The following is a 17,832-nucleotide window of genomic DNA, read 5'->3' as shown; positions in this document are numbered from 1 at the left end:
GGAGGCGTTTTATGGGACACTATATTCCCCAAAGCGTGCGCTTCGTATTGCGCCGTTTAAACGAAAACGGATTTAAGGCGTACCCTGTCGGAGGATGCGTGCGCGATACGCTGCTCGGACGCGCCGTACACGACTGGGATATTGCGTCGTCGGCGCGTCCCGACGATATAAAGCGAGTTTTTGCCGACTTAACATGCTTTGACGAGGGCCAAAAATTCGGTACGGTGGCAGTTATGGCAGGCGGCGAAAAGATAGAGATAACGACGTTTCGGCGCGAGGATGTTTATTCCGATCTGCGCCGCCCCGACCGCGTATATTTCTCCGACGATCTAAAGGAGGACCTTTCGCGCCGTGATTTTACCGTAAACGCGCTCGCCTTTGACGAAAGCGGCGAAGTAATCGACTGCTTCGGCGGATGCAGCGACCTTGAGCGCGGGCTCCTTCGCGCCGTGGGAGACGCAGAGGCGCGCTTTCACGAGGATGCGCTTCGGATAATGCGCGCGATAAGATTTTGTGGCGTACTCGGCTTTTCACTGGAAAAAGAGACGCGCGCGGCCGTATTTCGCTGCCGCGGACTTCTTGAGCGCGTCGCACGCGAGCGCATATACGACGAGTTTAAAAAGCTTGTAACGGGCGGCGGCGCTTCGCATGTCATAAGCGAATATGCCGAAGTCATAGCCGTTTTTGCGCCCGATATAAGCAGGGCGCGAAGCCTTTCGTTTGCCTGCGCGGTCATATCATATTTGCCGCCGGATTTTTATACGCGCCTTGCCGCGCTTTACGTCTGCGGCGGGATCGACGACGCAGCGGCGCGCGCGCGCGGCCTTTTTTGTTCACTTAAAAGCAGCCGTGAGGACAGAACGCGTACAGATAATATTATTGCGGCGTTTTGGGCGCTTGTCGACACGTCGGACGTGACGCTTAAAAAAGCGCTGTCGCGCGCGGGAGAACGCGCCGTAAAGGACGCCATCCGTATAAGAACGGCTGCGGCAAAGGTTTCGAATGATGAAAAAAGCATAACGCTGTATACAGAGGCGCAAAAGAAGACGGATGCGATAATCGATTCGGGCGAGTGCTTTACGTTGGGCGCGCTTTCAATAGACGGAAAAGATCTGATAAAGCTGGGATTTAAGCCTTCGCCGCATTTGGGAGCAATACTTGACGAATTGCTTTCGGCAGTCATAGAAGGAAAAATTCCAAATGAGCGAAAGGCTCTTTTGGCATACGCAAAAAAACTTCAAATATAAACATAACAAGTCTCGCCGCGTCATATATTTTTACAAAATGATGAAAGGCGGGACACGCGATGGATGAAAGGAAAAATTTTAAAAGGCCGGAATCGGCGCACAACGTTATCATGGAAAATCGCAGAAAGCTGAGCGTTTCCGGCGTTGAAGACGTCGATAATTTCGACGAATCGACGGTGACGCTTATAACGGCGATGGGCGCTCTCACGGTACGAGGCATGGGCATTAGGATAAACAAGCTTAGTATTGAAACGGGAGAGGTCATGATAGAGGGAGATATCGACAGCTTTGAATATTCCGACGCATCAGCCGAGCGCGACGGCGGAGGATTTATTTCGCGTCTCTTTAAGTAGCGTCATGGGTATATCGGTTGCTCATCAGACCGTTGTTTTTTTGTGGTCGATACTGCTGGGCGCGGCTATTGCTTTTTTTTATGATTTTTTCAGAGTGATAAGAAAACGGCTGCGTCATCTTGATTTTGCGGTAATGATAGAAGACGTTATATTCTGGCTTGTTGCATGCGCTTCGATCTTTGTGTTTGTTTATAATACAAATTCGGGCGAGCTGAGAGCCTTCTTGGCGATAGGGGCGATAATGGGAGCATTTTTATATTTTGCCGCTTTAAGCCGTCCCGTTTCGGCAGTAATGGGCGCAGTTTTTATGATTTTGGAAAAAATCATAAAGGTTTTACTGCGCCCTTTTATGATAATATGTCGCCTTTTTATCAAAAGAATTAAAAAAAGAGAGAAAAAGTCAAGGAATTTTTTGATAAAGTTGAAAAAAGTCTTTAAATTCAAGTTAAAGTCTGTTAGAATGAATTTGGGTATATGCAAAAAATGAAAGCATATCCTGCGGAAGATAATATATGTACCGCTTCGGAGGAAAAATATCATGGAAGGTGCTACCAAAACGAGGGGACGCAGACGTATAATTCTTATAATTATATTGGCAGTCTTTATAGTATATATTATATACCAGATGGCAACGCTCGGCTCCATGATAGAAAAAAAGACACGGGACTTAGAGTCGCTGCGTACACAGGTGGAAGAACAAAAGATAATTAACGAGCAGCTTGAACGCACACTTGAACAGCCGATCGACGCTGAATATGTTGAACGTGTGGCACGTGAAAAACTTGGACTGGCTTATCCGAACGAGCGAGTATTTGTAAATGTTGACAGCAATTAACTTTAAATAAAGGCTTACATTTATCAAATTAAGGGGGATTTGTTTACTTATGAATCTGGAGGTAGGCTCTGTTTTGGAGGGCCGTGTCACGGGCATTACAAAGTTCGGCGCGTTTGTTGCCTTGGGCGGCGGTAAGGCCGGTATGGTACATATATCGGAGATAACGCATACCTTTGTCAAGGATATTCGTGACCACGTAAGCGACAACCAAATCGTTAAGGTAAAAATCATTAACATAAGCGAAGACGGAAAGATAAGTTTGTCTATGAAACAGGTCCCGCAGTCGGAAGACGCAAATCAGGCGGCAAAGAAACCTGCTTCGGGTGAAAAGGGCCAGTCTCGCAGCAAATCAAAGCACAGACAGAGTACCGCGAATAATACTCCTATTCAAATAGACTTTGAACCACTCCGAAAGGATCCGGAAAATCTTACTTTTGAGGAAAAAATGAGCCGCTTTAAGCAGGACAGCGACGAAAAGATGCACGACCTCAAGAAGTATATGGAATCAAAACGCGGAGCTGCGTCAAGACGCGGAACGTCGGGAAGATATTAAAATATGCAGGGACGCAAGGCTTTGTTTGCGTCCCTGTTTTATATTTTTTTCGGTAAAGGCTATACTACGATATGGAGGGGATCATTATGTACGATATTATTATAATAGGCGGAGGACCGGCAGGGCTTTCATGCGCCATTTATGCCAGGCGCGCCGGCCTTTCCTGCGTTGTCGTTGAACGCGGCTTTATCGGCGGGCAGATGACAACGACTTATTCTATAGAAAATTATCCCGGCATAAAACAGATAAGCGGATTTGACCTTGCCGAAGCCATGAGGGAAAGCGCCGAAGCGCTCGGATGCGAATTTATGGAGGCCGATGTGTTAAAGATAAGCGACAAAGGCGCCGTAAAGGAAGTGCTTTTAGAAGCAGAAAAGCTTGAAGCCAAGGTAATAGTGCTTGCTATGGGAGCTTACAGAAGAAAGCTCGGTATAAACGGAGAAGAACGCTTCACGGGAAGCGGTGTTTCCTACTGCGCAACGTGCGACGGAAGCTTTTTTAAGAATAAGAACGTGACAGTTGTCGGCGGAGGAAATACTGCTCTTGAAGATGCGCTGTATCTGTCGAATTTTGCGAGCGGCGTGACGCTTGTTCACCGCCGCGATGAATTCAGAGGAGCGCGCCACCTGTCTCGGCTCGTTTTAGCCAACGATAAGATAAACGTAATGTACGATACGGTATTAACGGAGATATCAGGAAAATTCAACGTAAACGCAGTAACTGCCGAAAACGTAAAAACAAAAGAGAAAAAAGAGCTTCCGATGGACGGTGTATTCATCGCCGTTGGCACCGTTCCCGAAACGGGCATAGTAAAGGGGCTCATAACGCTTGATGAAGCGGGCTATATCATAACAGACGAGACGCTAAAAACAAATATCCCGGGCATTTTTGCGGCCGGAGATATAAGAAAGAAAGAATTACGTCAAGTTGTAACTGCCGCAGCAGACGGCGCTATTGCCGCGCATATGGCGGGCAGATATATAAACGAAGAGCTTTCGATATAAGAGGTCAATATGCTCCTTACAAATTTAAAAATATATACTATGGAAGGCAAAGCCGTGGAAAACGGCTTCATACATATAGGAGAAGACGGGAAAATCGTCTCAGTCGGCGCTATGGACGAGCTTGATTTTGGCGACGACGATACGCGTGATATGAGCGGCCTTTGCGCATGTCCCGGTTTTGTGGATTCGCACTGTCATCTCGGCATGTGGGAGGATTCGCTCGGCTTTGAGGGCGACGACGGAAACGAGGACACCGATCCCGCAACGCCGCAGCTTAGGGCGATAGACGCCATAAACCCGCTTGACCGCGGCTTTTTAGAGGCGCTTTCGGGCGGTGTTACTACAGTAGTAACAGGACCGGGCAGCGCAAATCCGATAGGCGGACAGCTTGCGGCAATAAAGACGTATGGGCGCGTCATCGACAAAATGATACTGCGCGGTCCTATTGCAATAAAGTTCGCGCTTGGTGAGAATCCGAAGGGCGCGTACAATGCGAAAGGCCAGACGCCAACTACGCGAATGGCTACTGCGGCGATAATACGCGAAAATCTATTCAAGGCGAAAAGATATCTTGAGGATAAAGAGCGGGCGGCAGAGGACAGCGAGCTTGACGAGCCGGAGTTCGATATGAAATGCGAAAGCCTTATACCGCTTTTAAAGCGTGAGATACAGGCGCATTTCCACGCGCACCGCGCCGACGATATATTTACGGCGATACGTATAGCGCGCGAATTCTCGCTGGACGCAGTAGTAGTACACGCGACAGACGCCGCTCTTATAGCAGACGAGCTTAAAGAGGCTGAAGCGCGCGTGATGCTTGGGCCTGTCATGGCGGGAAGGTCGAAGCCGGAGCTTAAAAATCTGTCGTTTGAGGCGGCGCAGGCCATGCTTAAAAACAAAGTTCCATTTTCGATTATAACGGATCATCCCGAAACGCCGATAGATTATCTGCGCCTGTGCGCAATGATGTATGTTAAGGCAGGGCTTTCACGCAACGAAGCGCTTCGGGCCATAACGATAACGCCCGCGCGCATCCTTAATATAGACGACCGCGTAGGGTCGCTCTCTTGCGGCAAAGACGCCGATATCGTAATAATCGAAGGGGAGCCTTTGGACTTTGGTTCAAAGATAAGATATGTATTTTCTGACGGCAGGCTTTCATGGGGAATGCCGATCTAAGGGGGTATATAAATGAGGGAAATTGACGTTGGCGTTGTGCGCGATACGCTGGAGAGACTTTTCGTTGAGGCAAATCTTTTTTTGCCGGAAGATGTGGAGCAGTCGATATGCCGTGCAAAAGACAGCGAGATATCTCCGGCGGGGAAAAACATTTTAGGCGATCTTTTGAAGAACTTAGACGCCGCAAAGGAGCTTAACGTACCGATATGTCAAGACACGGGCATGGCGGTGGTATTTATGGAGATAGGGCAGGACGTCCATTTTACGGGCGGCGATCTGAACGAGGCGATAAACGAAGGCGTAAGGCGCGCATATGTGGGCGGATATCTTCGAAAAAGCGTTGTATCCGATCCGCTTGAACGCGTAAACACCGATGACAACACGCCGGCAGTCGTGCATTTTTCGATAGTCGCCGGCGACAAGGTGAAGATAACGGCGGCTCCGAAGGGCTTTGGAAGTGAAAATATGAGCAGGCTTAAAATGTTTACGCCTGCCGCATCAGAGGACGATATAATAGATTTTGTGACACAGTGTGTTGTTTCGGCAGGAAGCAATCCCTGTCCGCCCGTTGTGGTGGGGGTAGGCGTTGGAGGCACGTTCGAGGTGTGCGCGCGGCTTGCCAAGGAGGCGCTTCAGATACCGCTTGACATTGAAAATGAAAGCCCGCGTTACGCGGCCCTTGAGAAGCGAATGCTTGAAAGCATAAATAAAACAGGCGTCGGCCCTCAGGGCATAGGAGGAAAGAATACTGCGCTGGGCGTAAAGATAAAAACGTATGCCACTCATATAGCGGGACTCCCCGTAGCAGTAAACATAAGCTGTCATGTAACGCGTCATAAAACAGCGGTGATATGAGATATAGGCATTTTATATAGTTTGAGATATATTTTTTGTGAATTTCATGTGAAAAGCAACAAAAACACCTTGCATTTTCTCCTGAATGTTGTATAATATAGTTGCATAAAAGATGCAAAGGAGTGAGATTATGAACATTACAATCACAGCAAGAAAGTTTGAACTGGGCGATTCGCTTAGGGAGAAGGTCGAGAAAAAGTTAAAGAAGCTCGACAAGTACTTTGCCAATGAGTCAAAGGCAAACGTAACTATCACGCGGGAAAGAGACAGGGAAACTGTCGAGCTCACCATCTACCAAGGCTCACTCATTTTCCGGGCGCAGAGCACTACAAAAGATATGATGGAATCCTTAGCGGAGGATATCGATATTGTAGAGCGTCAGATCCGCAAGAACAAAACGCGCCTTGAGAAAAAATTAAGAAGCGGATTTGACAAGACTGAGATAGACGTCGCACCCGCCGAGCCTGTCGAAGAGGAAGGCGAGTTTAATGTGGTGAAGGTGAAGAAATTCCCCTTAAAGCCCATGACGACCGAAGAAGCGATACTTCAGATGAACATGCTGAACCACAACTTCTTTACTTTCAAGAGCATTTCCGGAGTTTATTCGATCGTATATAGAAGAAAAGACGGAAACTATGCTGTTATAGAGGCTGTTGAATAAAATATTCGGCTTATAACATGATTTGATACATAAAAAACGGCGGCGCTTATGCGCCGCCGTTTTTTATGTGATGGTTCTTCGTTATAAGCGTATGGAGAGTCTGAGTGAGATTGTATTCATTTAAGAAGGTCACCACTTCGTTTAAAAGTTTTGCCTTTTTTTCCTTGCTTTGCCCAAGGCGTCTCTTTTTTGCGCGTATCATTATATTCTTAGGCGAGTGCTCCATGTCGATAAATTCCATAACGGAAACGTCGTAGTCGGAGTATTCCAAAAGCTTTGCGCGTATCGCATCGGTCGAAAGCGCCAAAAAGCGTTCTTTCAACAAGCCGTAGGACGACATGAGTCCGTAGGATTTTTTCACCTGGAGATTAAGCTCGTGCTGACAACACGGAATGGCTAAAATGCAGCGAGCACCCCAGCTTATCGCGTTAAATATCGCAAAATCGGTAGCCGTATCGCACGCGTGGAGCGAGATCACCATATCGGGGATAAAAGAAGGGGAATGATCCTTTATGTCTCCCACTTCAAAGGTTAGCCCGGTGTAATTATATCGCGCGGCGATATTGCGGCATTTTTCGATGACTTCGCGCTTAAGGTCAAGGCCTACTATACGCACCTTGCGCCCGCGCTTCATAAAGTATTCATATACAAGAAACGTAAGGTATGACTTGCCGCAGCCGAAATCGATTATTTTATATTCTTCGGCAGCATCCTTTGATACGATATCGTCGATAAACTCTAAAAAACGGTTTATCTGCTTGAATTTATCATACATCGGCGCAGATATGCGGCCGTCCTTCGTCTGAACGCCAAGCTCGCACAATACGGGCGAAAACTCGCCTTCGCTTAAAATATACTTCTTTGTTCTGTTATGTCTGTACTCATTGCTTTTATTGTCGTTTTTATGCTCCGAATAAAGGAGCTTTTCTTTTTTTGAAAGCTTTATTAAAACGTCACATCCGACGGTGCGCGCGTCAAGCTGACGGTAATCACGCATAAGCATTTCTTCAAGCTCATGCATGGCGGCTTCCTTAGGCATGTTTTCATGAAACGCCTGATCATTTACTATGCGTTCAAACTGAAAATGTGTCTTTTCGCGAAGAATAAACGGGCGCACAGAAACTTTTCTTACGCTTTCGTCTTTTTTTCTGCAGTTGCTCACCGTTATAAGTATTATATCTTTCGAAAAAAGGCGCTCAAGCGCGCTTTTTATATCTTCCACTTTTTTTGTTCCTTTCCCGCTTTTTTAAAAATTATATCACGTTTTTATGAAAAACAACATAGTATGATATATCGGAGGTGGCAAAATGCGGCGTGCGGGATTTAAGAAACGCCCGGCGCGCGTAAGATCAAAAACAGGCGCGCGCAATACGGCGTACAGGATAACTGTATTTATAATGACAAGCGCTCTTATTGTCGCGCTTTTGTTTGCGGCAGAGAAGCGTTTTGCTCCCGTGGTGGAAGCGGAAGCTTTATCAAAGATCAACTACGTTTTCTCAGAAGCGATATTTGAGGCTATATCCGAAACGCTGTCAGAGGAGGGAATAGACTATAACGACCTCGTCACGTTTTCTTATGACGAAAACAAAAAGATAAGCGCGATGCAGGTGGATACTGTGAGAATAAACAGATTAAAGTCGCGCGTATCGCAGAACGTCCTTCGGGCGGTAAATGAGATAAAACCCTCCGATATATCAATAAGGCTTGGTACGGTGCTTGGAAATGAGATGCTTCTTGAGCGGGGGCCTAAGATCCCCATACGCTTTTTGCCGATAAGTATCGTAAATATTGAAATATCGAACGACTTTTGGGCAGCCGGCATAAATCAGGTAAGACACCGTATTTTTCTTGACGTAAGCGTGGATATAAGCGTTATTCTGCCGAGGAAGCATGCAAAAACACAGGTCGCCTCGCGCATAACTGTTGCAGAGACCGTAATAGTAGGAGAGGTGCCGAGCGGCTTTACTTACGTTATAGGCGACAAAAGCGACACAGTAGGTATAATAAACGATTATCAGATGCATTAAAACAAGCGAAAGTCCGGGAGGAAGGACTTTCGCTTTTCGCTTCTCGTTTTAAGCATGATTACACTATAGTATATCCGGCCGCGCTCAGAGCCGATACGGCACGGTCAAGATCTTCCTCTTTAACGAGGATATAGTCGGTATTGAAGGTGGAAACGGCGAATATGCCGATATTGTTATCAGCTAGAATGCCCGACAGCTTTGATAAGATACCGATGAGTGAGAAATCGAGCGTTCCACTGATCCGAAAGCCTCTCCAGCCGTCGCTGCGCTTAAGCGTATTGGGCGGCGTATCGCTTTTGGGGCAAACTATGGATATTTCCTCGTCTGTTTTGCCTATAAAGTAAAATTTCCGCCTTAAGTCAAAAGATCCCATATCAGAGACCTTGCATACGGTAAACTCGCAGGGCAGTATTTTAAGCTCCATTTCGTCTTATTCCTTTTCTTTATGATTTACAAATATACGATAGCATATTTCACACGCAAAGTCAATCAGAGGGCGAATTTTCTTGACAAAAATGTATATTTTTATTAAAATATAATTGATAATATTGGTGTTTTTGAACAAATACAGGCGATACAGATAATAAATTAAGATATAAAACGATGAGGAGGAATAGCGTATGACAGAGACCGATATTAGGCTTATTGAGGCTTTAAAGGAAAAATATCTTGATTCCGATAATCTGTGCTGCTTTTACGAGCGCGAAGAAATACTTGAGCGGTTTTCCAAGGCTTACCTCATAAGGCGTCCCGGCTATGCCGATATAATATCGGCTATGTTAAAGGAGCTTTCGCCGCTGCTTTTTGACGAAGACGTGTTTGCGGGTCGTATGGTGGAGGCACATCCGGATCCCTCGTGGAGCGCAGTTCCGCATACGAACGTTATAGACAATCCGGGTCATATCCATTTAAGATACGACGATATTTTGACCCTGGGCGTTCGCGCCATAGTTGAAAATATTGAAAAGCGCGCTTCCATGCTGGGCGACGTACAGTCGAAGGTGTTCGCGGTAAACTCGCGAAAAATATACGAGGGCATAGAAAGCTTTGCGCGCCGCTATTCCGAGGCCGCAAGGAAGCGGGCCGACGCGTCTGAGGGCGAAGCGAAGGAACGCTTCGGGCGCATTGCGCGCGCGCTTTCGATAGTGCCGATGGAGCCGGCATACGATCTGTTCTCCGCGCTTCAGAGCGTGTGGTTCATCCATTTTATTGCAAGCTGCTGCGTCGGCGCGCGCGACTACGGCTTCGGTCGTCCGGACCAGTACTTGAACCGCTTCTACGAAAAGGACCTCGCAAACGGAAAAACACAAGACGAGCTAGACGCGATGATCGCGTTCTTCCTCGTTATGCCTAACTTCATGTGCGGCATCGGCATGTACAACCCGCCGATGAAGCCTATACCGTCCCGTGCAAGCAAACAATATATGACGCTTGGCGGTCTTGACGAAAACGGCAAACCAATGTCTAACGCGGCGTCGTATGCAATACTTCGGGCCGAGGAAATATCGAACATGCCCGAGCCCGTTATTGTAAACAGAGTAAACGAGGAGGCCGATCCTGACTTCGCCGCGCAGGTATATGGCACCATTTCAAAGGTAACCGACAAGATGCATATATACAACGACAGGCTTGTGTTTAATACGCTCGTGAAAAAAGGCGTACCTCCCGAGATCGCGGCGGATCACACGTTTTCGGGATGCTGCTGCGTCGATCTCAACTGGCGGCTCATAAGAAACGAATGGTATCTGCCCATGCCTCAGTGGCTGAACAACGTGCTCGGCGTAAATGGGGGAGAAGTGCCCGATATACGTTCCGCAGAAGAGCTCATCTCACTTTTTAAGGCCGAAGCAAGGAGAACGCTTGAAAACGATCTTCTGCTCACAGTCGGAAATTCTACAATATGGCGCGTTATGGACAGGCTCGGTCATACGTTTGACGGTATGTTTATGGGAAACTGCGCCGAAACTTGCCGATATCCGCTTGAGGGCGGCGTTAAACGCCATCTTGTGAACGTATATCTTTGCGGTGCGGCTACGGTGATAGACTCGATAACTGCCGTAGACAAGCTTGTTTTCAGAGAAAAACGATATACGCTTGAGCAGTTCGTAAATATTCTCAAGAACAATTTTGAAGGCGAGCCGCTTCTTTGGGCTGAGATAAAAAACAGATTCCCCAAATTCGGCAATGACGACGAGGACGGCGACAGATATGCGAACGCGGCGATGAGCGCCGTTTTAGACGCGATAGACGAGATGCAGTGGCCCGAGGATTATATCCCGATAGGCTCGTTCTATTCGCTTAACCATCACAACAACTTCGGATGGGCGATGGAGGCGACTCCGGACGGCAGAAAGCGAGGCGAGGCCTTTTCGGAGAATCAGTCGCCCGTGTACGGCGCGGACAAAAAGGGCGTAACGGCGCTTTTAAAATCCGTGGCGAAGCTTCCGCTTACACGCACTGCGTCCGGCGGCATAAACCTAACGTTCTCGAATCCCGTTACGCCCGAAATGATAGGCGCGATAACAAAGGGCTACTTCGATATAGACGGCATACATACGGCGCTCACCGTCGTAGACCGCGCGACGCTTGAAGCGGCGCTTGAAAATCCTCAGGCGTACAGAACGCTTACGGTAAGACTTTTCGGTTTTTCCGAGTATTTTATCAATGTCGCAAAGTGGCAGCAGAAGGAGATAATAGAACGCACGAAGCTTTAAGAGGAGCAAAAGACCATGAGCAGCAAAGGAGTCATATTCGATATTCAAAGGTTCTCGATACATGACGGGCCGGGCATCCGCACAAATCTTTTTTTAAAGGGATGTCCGCTTGGGTGTCTGTGGTGCCACAATCCCGAGGGGCTTAAACATATGCCTGAGATATCGTATCTTGAAAAAAAGTGCGCCATGTGCGGGCGATGCGCGGCCGTATGTCCCAACGGATGCCATAAGGTGGATGAAAAAGGCCATACCTTCATGCGTGACGCTTGCGTTTCATGCGGAAAATGCGTCGAGGAGTGTTATTTCGGCGCGCTTGAGCTTGTGGGCAGGGAAATGGATGCAGACGAAGCGGCAGACGAGGCATACAAGGACGAAGTGTTTTTTAAAACCAGCGGCGGAGGCATAACGCTTTCGGGCGGAGAACCGATGTTTCAGCCTTCTTTTGCAAAAGAGATACTCATGGAGGCAAAAAGACGTGGTATTTCGACTTGCATGGAAACGAGCGGCTATGCGTCGAAGGAAAGCTTTGAGTCGCTGCTTGAATACGTCGATCTGTTTTTGTTTGATATAAAGGAAACGTCAAAAGAGCGCCATATTGAGTTTACCGGAGTTGACAATACGCCGATCCTTTCGAATCTGCGGCTTCTCTCCGACAGGGGAAAAGAGATCGTGCTTCGCTGCCCGTTGATACCGGGGAAGAACGACCGAACGGAGCACGCCGAGAATATCGCCGCGCTCGCGGAGGCGCACGCCGGAGTAATAAAAATCGAGATAGAGCCGTATCATCCGCTCGGCGTGTCGAAGAGCCTGCGCTTCGGCAGAACGTCGAAGTACGACCGCGATAAATTCATGGATAAAGCCGACGCCGAAGCTTTCGCGCGCATCGTGCGCGCAAGCACCGACGTCCCTGTAGAGGTGAAGTGAAGTATAGCGAAAAACGTAACGCTTTAGCGGAAAGGAGGAGGCATTATGAAACTGATAGAATTGTCATGCCCGCGCTGCGGAGCGGTGCTGAAGGTCGACCCGTCGAATACACAAGCGCACTGCGAGCATTGCGGCGCCGTGCTTTTGATCGACTATGAAGTGCGGACCATAAGAGTTGAGGACGCGGAGGAAGTCGGCTACAACTTTGAAAAGGGCAGACAGCGCGCGCAGGCGGAAGCAAATCGGGCCTCTTCCTCCTCGCAGACGCATTATACCCCGCCTCCGGGGGACGATTACAGAGAACCCCCGAAATATAATCCGCCGCGGGAAAGGCCCGCCGAGCCGGTCGAGCCGGTCAAAAAGGAACGCCGGCCGTGGGTTTGGATATTCTGGATTTTGGGCTGGATATTCATTTTTCCGCTACCTCTGGCAATGGTGATGTCAACGAAGAAGAAGCCGGGGGAAGGCGCCCGCATATTTATCATGTTGGTTGCAATCTTTACATACATCGCCATTTTGTTCGGAGTGCTTGGCGAAGTGATACCGGAAGGGCGTGATCGGTGGAGTTACGCCGGAGAAAGCGGTTACGTTGTGATTTCCAGTGATGAGAAATATGTGATTAAAGTACAGACGATTTCCAAAACAAGGAGCTTTGGACTGCGCCGACTTATGAGCGGAACGGTAGTCGTTGGATTAAAACCGGATCGCTGCCTCATAAAACGGAAGTAGTTATCCTTAATCAGGTTTTTAAGAGAGGATACAGTAAGCCTTCTTATTTGTTTGTCGAACGGAAGGATGACAAATCACGCTTCTATATCGCTTTCCAAAATTATTCCTCGACGGCATATTGGACACAACAGGACATAATAGATATTCCGCCAAGGCATGGAGCCTTAATAGCGGAATACAGGCAGGTCAGCGAATATCCTCCCGTTAATGTGAACGGCGAAGAATTGGAGATTCCGGACGGAACGATTGTGCTTGTAACGGGTGTAACGAAGTATAATGCTGAATGCAACATTTATGCCAAATATTGGGGTGATGGCCCCGACGGTTACGGCGTCATCGAATGTCGTTTTAACAGCGACGATCTGACCATTATTTACTGACGTTTGCTGCCCTTTGCAATACTATGCGATATATATATTACAAAACAGTCCTCGCATTTGCACGGATCGTTGATTTATTTGCGGCAAAAGGCAGAACGTCGAAGTACGACCGCGATAAATTCATGGATAAAGCCGACGCCGAAGCCTTTGCGCGCATCGTGCGCGCAAGCACCGACGTCCCTGTAGAGGTGAAGTGAGGGAAATTGCAAAACAGCCTGCACATTCGTGCAGACTGTTTTTATTTGGTCAGGCGGTGAATAACGCACTAGAGCAAGTGCATTAAAAAAACGCTGCAAAACCTATGTTTTCAGGCAGAAAATGCAAGGGTTTCTCCTAAGTTTATTGGAGGATGGCAAAAGCCCATTTTACAAATATGCCTCAAATGCGCTGTATCCGTCTGCGATCTCTTCGATCTTGCCCTTAAGCAGCAGATTGTCAAGCATCAAGTCGTACTTCCTGTAATCCCATACGACATCCGGCCGCTTTGCCTCATAATAAAACGAGGAGCTTCCGTTTTTGTCAATATCCTGTATGAGCGCAAGCAATTCGTCTGCCGGCATATCGTCGATGATACCTGATCCCGCGCCGGCGGTGATCTTCGGATAGGAGCGTCCTGCCCCCTTCTTCATTGGCTGAATATCCGTGATCTCCAAGGAAAATACTTGCTCGCATCCGAAGTCGTATATCATTTCCAGCATGCTTCCGACCTTTAGATCCAAGTCAGAGAGTTTTACGCAGAACAGACACTCGCTTTTCGAAATCTCCATGTCTTCGTCGGGAAGCTCGTAGGAGTCTCCGTCACAGGAGATGGAGAACAAGTGATACGCCAGAGTATCAAAGGTCGCAAGAACAGTATAACCCAACTGGCTGAGCGGCGCGTTGGAGGAGATTTGCAGTTCTCTAAAGATCCTGTTTTCGCATCCTTGATAAATGACTTTTATAGTATAAACGTTTGCCATGGCAATGTGATCCTCTCTTTCGTTCTGATATTCTTATACTTGTGCGGCCGCCTTCTGCCGCGTCAAGATCGTTCGGCAAACCCGATCCGCAATGTACTCCCGATCGCGCTGCGCATAGAAGCTCAGCGGTTCTTCCAGCTCCCGCCGGATCGCTTCCTCTGTGAGTTTTGGGATTTGCAGTTGTGAGCCGAAAAGATTTCTCGCATGAATGACCTGTCGATTGAATGTCGTATTGAACGGCCGCGCCTTGGCGGAGCGGATCAGCGCCGCAGGATCGATATCCATCAGCGCCGCCCGGATATTGGACAAAAGCCCTGCCCCGTTGTCAAAGATGGGGCAATAGTCGAACTGCCCGTCCTTTTCCAGCACGGCGATGTTGTTCAGATGACGGTCGTCGTTCAAAAACAGCGCGTCCACCTCAAAGAGCAGTGTCAAATACTGCGGGAACATTTCAAGACCGGTAAATGCTGCCGTCTCCCCGGCAAGCCACTCCATCCTTTTCTTGTCGCTGGGCAGGCGCGTCAATGCCTCCTTCAAGGAGCGGTTAGTCCTTTTATACAGATGGGACAGCGTGATGATAGACTCCCCCGGCTGCAGAAAATCTGCGCTGGAACAGCCGCTTCGGTCTCTTCCGTGAACGTTCATACGCTCCATCCGATAGCGAACGAAGCAAAATGGTGTGTGCGTTTCGATATTGCTGTACTCCAGTAGGTGGGATATAACGGTCTCTGCGAGTCCTTCATAACCAAACTGATCCAGCTTGTACCAGCGCCCGCCGTCCTGCCATTTTTCCTGGTTTCCCTTTGAGGAGGTCTCAGCTACCTTTTCGTCTGTTACAAATCGAATAGTCATTAGACCTCACGCACCTCCATCCATTGATTGTCCCCAGCCATGCGGCCCTGTGTTTTAGCAATGATGGCGAGAGGATCGTACTCGTCCAGCCCCAGCATTTCCAAATACTCTCGAAGCCCGGCCCGCTGACGCGGAATACAGCGCTCCTCAAGAAAAGCTTCCAGATCCACCCATGAGGGCAGCAGGTTTTTTCCGAATGCAGTTTTTACGAGATTGTCCGTATAGTTCTCCGCTCGAAGATCCTTGACCGTTCGGTCTGCGCAGATCAGCGTACACAGGTCCTCTCCGTTATAATATCGGATCTCAAGTAACTCATGCCCCGAAGCAAGTCGAGACGCCCTGTACTGTTTCACGCTCTGCTGTGGCTGAATAATGATCGCATCGCCGTCAAAGGAAAGGATCACACGCCCGCCGTCGTCGGAAAAACCCATTGCCGAAACCCATGATGAAGGCAAAGACAGCTTATACGTCTTCGATCCGCTCCCTGCGGTGCCGCCGGCTTTGCTGGCAGTAATCCTTCCGAGCCGTGTTTCCATGAAAATCACCTCGTGTGAATATTATAAACTATTCGGACCGAATAATCAAGAATAAATCATTTTTGCATTTGATGCAAAGCAGAATAAATGCCGTCATATCCCGTCGTAAGTCCTCATTAATCTTCATAAGTCTCCAATGGTCAGGCGGTGAATAACGCACATGAGCAAGCACATTTGAAAAACGCTGCAAAACCTATGTTTTCAGGCAGAAAACGCACGGGTTTCTCCTAAGAAAGTACAAGGAGAAACGATATGAAAAGCTTTATTGAGGTATTCTATTATGGCAATATTGATCCTCAGAACAGCGGCTTTGAGGATAAAGAGAGCGTGCAGCGCAAGATGCAGACGATCCGGGAGAATGAAGATTTTATTGCAGATACTCTGAGCGGCAAAGATATGAAAGGGATACGTGTCCCGATGACGGCGGGAATCGGGTTCCGGATGGATATCATGCTGAAGCACCTTTCCGCGCTGAATTACAAGACCGATCTCCGACAGGGCGCGGCGGTGGAATACGTCTCCTGCGATTCGACGGGCAACGCCTGCAAAATCGTAGACGATGAGGGCGAGGATCACGAGTATGTCGAGGATGAGCAATAAAAAAGACGTAGCAGGCCGAAAATCTGCTCCGGGTACATGAAACCTGCGAACTGTACTATTTTTTGGACTTTGATTGTGATAATATTATACTAACGAGGAAAGGAGGCTGTTTACATGAATCTTCAAAAGCGAAACTGCGACATCAATATGAGACTTGTGCCCTACGGTGCCGGTTGGACAGATGTCTATCTTACTATTGCAGGGGATAAACACTACTTTATTATTTCCGATGTATTGGGAGATCAGTTTGATGATTTTTTGAGTATATTATATCATTTGTACCCTGGTAACATTGGAGATGAGACGGGTTCGAATGATATAGAGTGCAAGGTGGCTTGCGATGAGTATATTGACGGAGAATATAAGACGGTCAAAATAGTTGACAGTCTTAATGAATGTCAAGCTTTTAGTGTTTTCCATGACGTTCCTTGGAAGGCTCATTTCACTTGGGACGAAGAAGGAAATGAAAGCGTATGGGAACTTGAACGTGATCCAACAGAAGATCTCGATTTCGAACTAAGAATTTCTATTGAGCACAACGAAAAGCACTTTCAGTACTCTGTACGCTATGCAGATTTCTGCTATGCTGTTGCCAAAGCTTGCACCGAAGCATTAAAAAAGCACGGATTTACAGGATATCACAAGGCAACATATACGCAGGATTTCAATGTTAGACATCTCCTTTTCTTGAAAGGCGTAGCTCTTAGCAATCTTGATGCTTGCAAGCTCACATATTATGAAGAGAAGGGTGATGGAGAAACGTCTGATTTTGAAAAAGAGCTTGAATTGTTGCTTTTTGATATGTAAATAAGCATAAAAACAGGTGGATGTAACTGAAATCCGTTACATCCACCCAAACTGGTTGCAAAAGGCAGAACGCGAACCTACGACCTCCGGGTTATCGCTTAGCGCCGCCTTGCGGTTCCCGAAAAAACGGGTGGGCTGCCGGTGCAGCATATCCGCCCGATTTTTCGACCGCTGCGGTGCTCGCCGCGTCCCTTCATCCTCCGCAGGAGGCGGGACACGGCGAGCCCCAACGAGCAACGCTCGTCGGTCTCATAACCCGTTGAAAAACGAAGTCGTATATCCACAACAAAGCAAAACAGCCTGCACATTCGTGCAGACTGTTTTTATTTGGTTGCGGAGGCAGGATTTGAACCTACGACCTCCGGGTTATGAGCCCGACGAGCTACCGGACTGCTCTACTCCGCGATATATTATATTCTGTACTAATTAAGTATAGAATATACAAGCCTGTTTGTCAAGAGAAAAAAACAAAAAACTAAAACGCTATTGTAGAGTCGTCAATGATGTGTGACACTTCACTCGAAAAAATATGACGAAGGTTATATGTGCGAATTTGAGAAAGACGAGGAGCCGTAGGCGACGAGGCTTTCTCAAATTCGGCGCGGCTCGGTCCGGCC

Annotated in this window: 21 protein-coding genes and 1 tRNA gene; 16 read left to right on the top strand and 6 right to left on the bottom strand. The window is 47.9% G+C overall.

Annotation, left to right across the window (positions count from 1 at the left end; translation table 11 throughout):
• Window positions 1-11: 11 nt before the first annotated feature.
• The 9 genes from IJG50_00110 to raiA all read left to right on the top strand — a co-directional run bounded on the left by IJG50_00110 (window position 12) and on the right by raiA (window position 6,687).
• On the top strand, window positions 12-1,247 hold the full coding sequence (locus tag IJG50_00110; protein ID MBQ3378250.1) for a CCA tRNA nucleotidyltransferase: 1,236 nt from the start codon (window positions 12-14) through the stop codon (window positions 1,245-1,247).
• A 59-nt stretch (window positions 1,248-1,306) separates the two neighbouring features.
• Window positions 1,307-1,600 (top strand): sporulation protein YabP, encoded by a 294-nt coding sequence (gene yabP / locus IJG50_00105; protein MBQ3378249.1) that lies wholly within the window; start codon window positions 1,307-1,309, stop codon window positions 1,598-1,600.
• A 4-nt stretch (window positions 1,601-1,604) separates the two neighbouring features.
• A complete protein-coding gene (locus IJG50_00100; protein ID MBQ3378248.1) occupies window positions 1,605-2,087 on the top strand; it encodes a spore cortex biosynthesis protein YabQ in 483 nt (160 codons plus the stop codon).
• A gap of 51 nt (window positions 2,088-2,138) precedes the next feature.
• Window positions 2,139-2,435 (top strand): septum formation initiator family protein, encoded by a 297-nt coding sequence (locus IJG50_00095; GenBank protein MBQ3378247.1) that lies wholly within the window; start codon window positions 2,139-2,141, stop codon window positions 2,433-2,435.
• Between the two features lie 49 nt (window positions 2,436-2,484).
• Window positions 2,485-2,988 carry a S1 RNA-binding domain-containing protein gene (locus IJG50_00090; GenBank protein MBQ3378246.1) on the top strand — a complete coding sequence of 168 codons (504 nt, stop codon included), beginning with the start codon at window positions 2,485-2,487 and terminating at the stop codon, window positions 2,986-2,988.
• 86 nt (window positions 2,989-3,074) lie between these two features.
• Window positions 3,075-3,992 (top strand): thioredoxin-disulfide reductase, encoded by a 918-nt coding sequence (gene trxB / locus IJG50_00085; protein MBQ3378245.1) that lies wholly within the window; start codon window positions 3,075-3,077, stop codon window positions 3,990-3,992.
• Between the two features lie 9 nt (window positions 3,993-4,001).
• A complete protein-coding gene (locus IJG50_00080; GenBank protein MBQ3378244.1) occupies window positions 4,002-5,171 on the top strand; it encodes an amidohydrolase in 1,170 nt (389 codons plus the stop codon).
• A gap of 12 nt (window positions 5,172-5,183) precedes the next feature.
• A complete protein-coding gene (locus IJG50_00075; GenBank protein MBQ3378243.1) occupies window positions 5,184-6,026 on the top strand; it encodes a fumarate hydratase in 843 nt (280 codons plus the stop codon).
• A gap of 130 nt (window positions 6,027-6,156) precedes the next feature.
• Window positions 6,157-6,687: a ribosome-associated translation inhibitor RaiA gene (gene raiA, locus IJG50_00070; protein MBQ3378242.1), complete on the top strand. Its 531-nt coding sequence runs from the start codon at window positions 6,157-6,159 to the stop codon at window positions 6,685-6,687.
• 46 nt (window positions 6,688-6,733) lie between these two features.
• Here raiA and IJG50_00065 read toward each other — a convergent pair whose 3' ends face one another.
• On the bottom strand, window positions 6,734-7,909 hold the full coding sequence (locus IJG50_00065) for an SAM-dependent methyltransferase (protein ID MBQ3378241.1): 1,176 nt from the start codon (window positions 7,907-7,909) through the stop codon (window positions 6,734-6,736).
• A gap of 85 nt (window positions 7,910-7,994) precedes the next feature.
• Between IJG50_00065 and yunB the strand changes: the two genes are divergently transcribed.
• Window positions 7,995-8,714 (top strand): sporulation protein YunB, encoded by a 720-nt coding sequence (gene yunB, locus IJG50_00060; GenBank protein ID MBQ3378240.1) that lies wholly within the window; start codon window positions 7,995-7,997, stop codon window positions 8,712-8,714.
• Between the two features lie 58 nt (window positions 8,715-8,772).
• Here yunB and IJG50_00055 read toward each other — a convergent pair whose 3' ends face one another.
• Window positions 8,773-9,138 (bottom strand): ACT domain-containing protein, encoded by a 366-nt coding sequence (locus IJG50_00055; GenBank protein MBQ3378239.1) that lies wholly within the window; start codon window positions 9,136-9,138, stop codon window positions 8,773-8,775.
• Window positions 9,139-9,334: 196 nt separating this feature from the next.
• Between IJG50_00055 and IJG50_00050 the strand changes: the two genes are divergently transcribed.
• The 4 genes from IJG50_00050 to IJG50_00035 all read left to right on the top strand — a co-directional run bounded on the left by IJG50_00050 (window position 9,335) and on the right by IJG50_00035 (window position 13,658).
• Window positions 9,335-11,428, top strand: a complete 2,094-nt coding sequence (locus IJG50_00050) for a hypothetical protein (GenBank protein ID MBQ3378238.1) — start codon at window positions 9,335-9,337, stop codon at window positions 11,426-11,428.
• A gap of 15 nt (window positions 11,429-11,443) precedes the next feature.
• Window positions 11,444-12,352: a glycyl-radical enzyme activating protein gene (locus IJG50_00045; protein MBQ3378237.1), complete on the top strand. Its 909-nt coding sequence runs from the start codon at window positions 11,444-11,446 to the stop codon at window positions 12,350-12,352.
• Between the two features lie 45 nt (window positions 12,353-12,397).
• Window positions 12,398-13,081: a hypothetical protein gene (locus IJG50_00040; protein MBQ3378236.1), complete on the top strand. Its 684-nt coding sequence runs from the start codon at window positions 12,398-12,400 to the stop codon at window positions 13,079-13,081.
• Between the two features lie 403 nt (window positions 13,082-13,484).
• Window positions 13,485-13,658, top strand: coding sequence for a hypothetical protein (locus tag IJG50_00035; protein MBQ3378235.1), 174 nt, complete (start codon window positions 13,485-13,487; stop codon window positions 13,656-13,658).
• A gap of 168 nt (window positions 13,659-13,826) precedes the next feature.
• On the opposite strand, the gene IJG50_00030 is transcribed toward IJG50_00035, so the two are convergent.
• From IJG50_00030 to IJG50_00020, 3 genes are read right to left on the bottom strand one after another with little or no spacing between them, the layout of a single operon-like run.
• Window positions 13,827-14,420, bottom strand: a complete 594-nt coding sequence (locus tag IJG50_00030; GenBank protein MBQ3378234.1) for a hypothetical protein — start codon at window positions 14,418-14,420, stop codon at window positions 13,827-13,829.
• A gap of 33 nt (window positions 14,421-14,453) precedes the next feature.
• Window positions 14,454-15,272: a hypothetical protein gene (locus IJG50_00025; protein ID MBQ3378233.1), complete on the bottom strand. Its 819-nt coding sequence runs from the start codon at window positions 15,270-15,272 to the stop codon at window positions 14,454-14,456.
• Window positions 15,272-15,808, bottom strand: a complete 537-nt coding sequence (locus IJG50_00020) for a hypothetical protein (protein MBQ3378232.1) — start codon at window positions 15,806-15,808, stop codon at window positions 15,272-15,274. Before IJG50_00020 ends, IJG50_00025 begins: the two co-directional genes overlap by 1 nt.
• 252 nt (window positions 15,809-16,060) lie before the next feature.
• On the opposite strand from IJG50_00020, the gene IJG50_00015 reads away from it, so the two are divergent.
• Together IJG50_00015 and IJG50_00010 are read left to right on the top strand one after the other, a co-directional pair.
• Window positions 16,061-16,408, top strand: a complete 348-nt coding sequence (locus IJG50_00015; protein ID MBQ3378231.1) for a hypothetical protein — start codon at window positions 16,061-16,063, stop codon at window positions 16,406-16,408.
• 114 nt (window positions 16,409-16,522) lie between these two features.
• Entirely contained in the window at window positions 16,523-17,215 is a 693-nt protein-coding gene (locus tag IJG50_00010; protein ID MBQ3378230.1) for a hypothetical protein, read from the top strand.
• A 328-nt stretch (window positions 17,216-17,543) separates the two neighbouring features.
• Here the strand turns inward: IJG50_00010 and IJG50_00005 are convergent.
• A tRNA-Met gene (locus IJG50_00005) sits at window positions 17,544-17,620 on the bottom strand.
• Window positions 17,621-17,832 lie beyond the last annotated feature (212 nt).

The organism is Clostridia bacterium (assembly GCA_017405765.1).
In the GTDB taxonomy this organism is placed as follows: Bacteria; Bacillota; Clostridia; order Oscillospirales; family RGIG577; genus RGIG577.
Note: the sequence above shows the minus strand (reverse complement) of the source record. Positions and strands in the feature narration are given on the sequence as shown.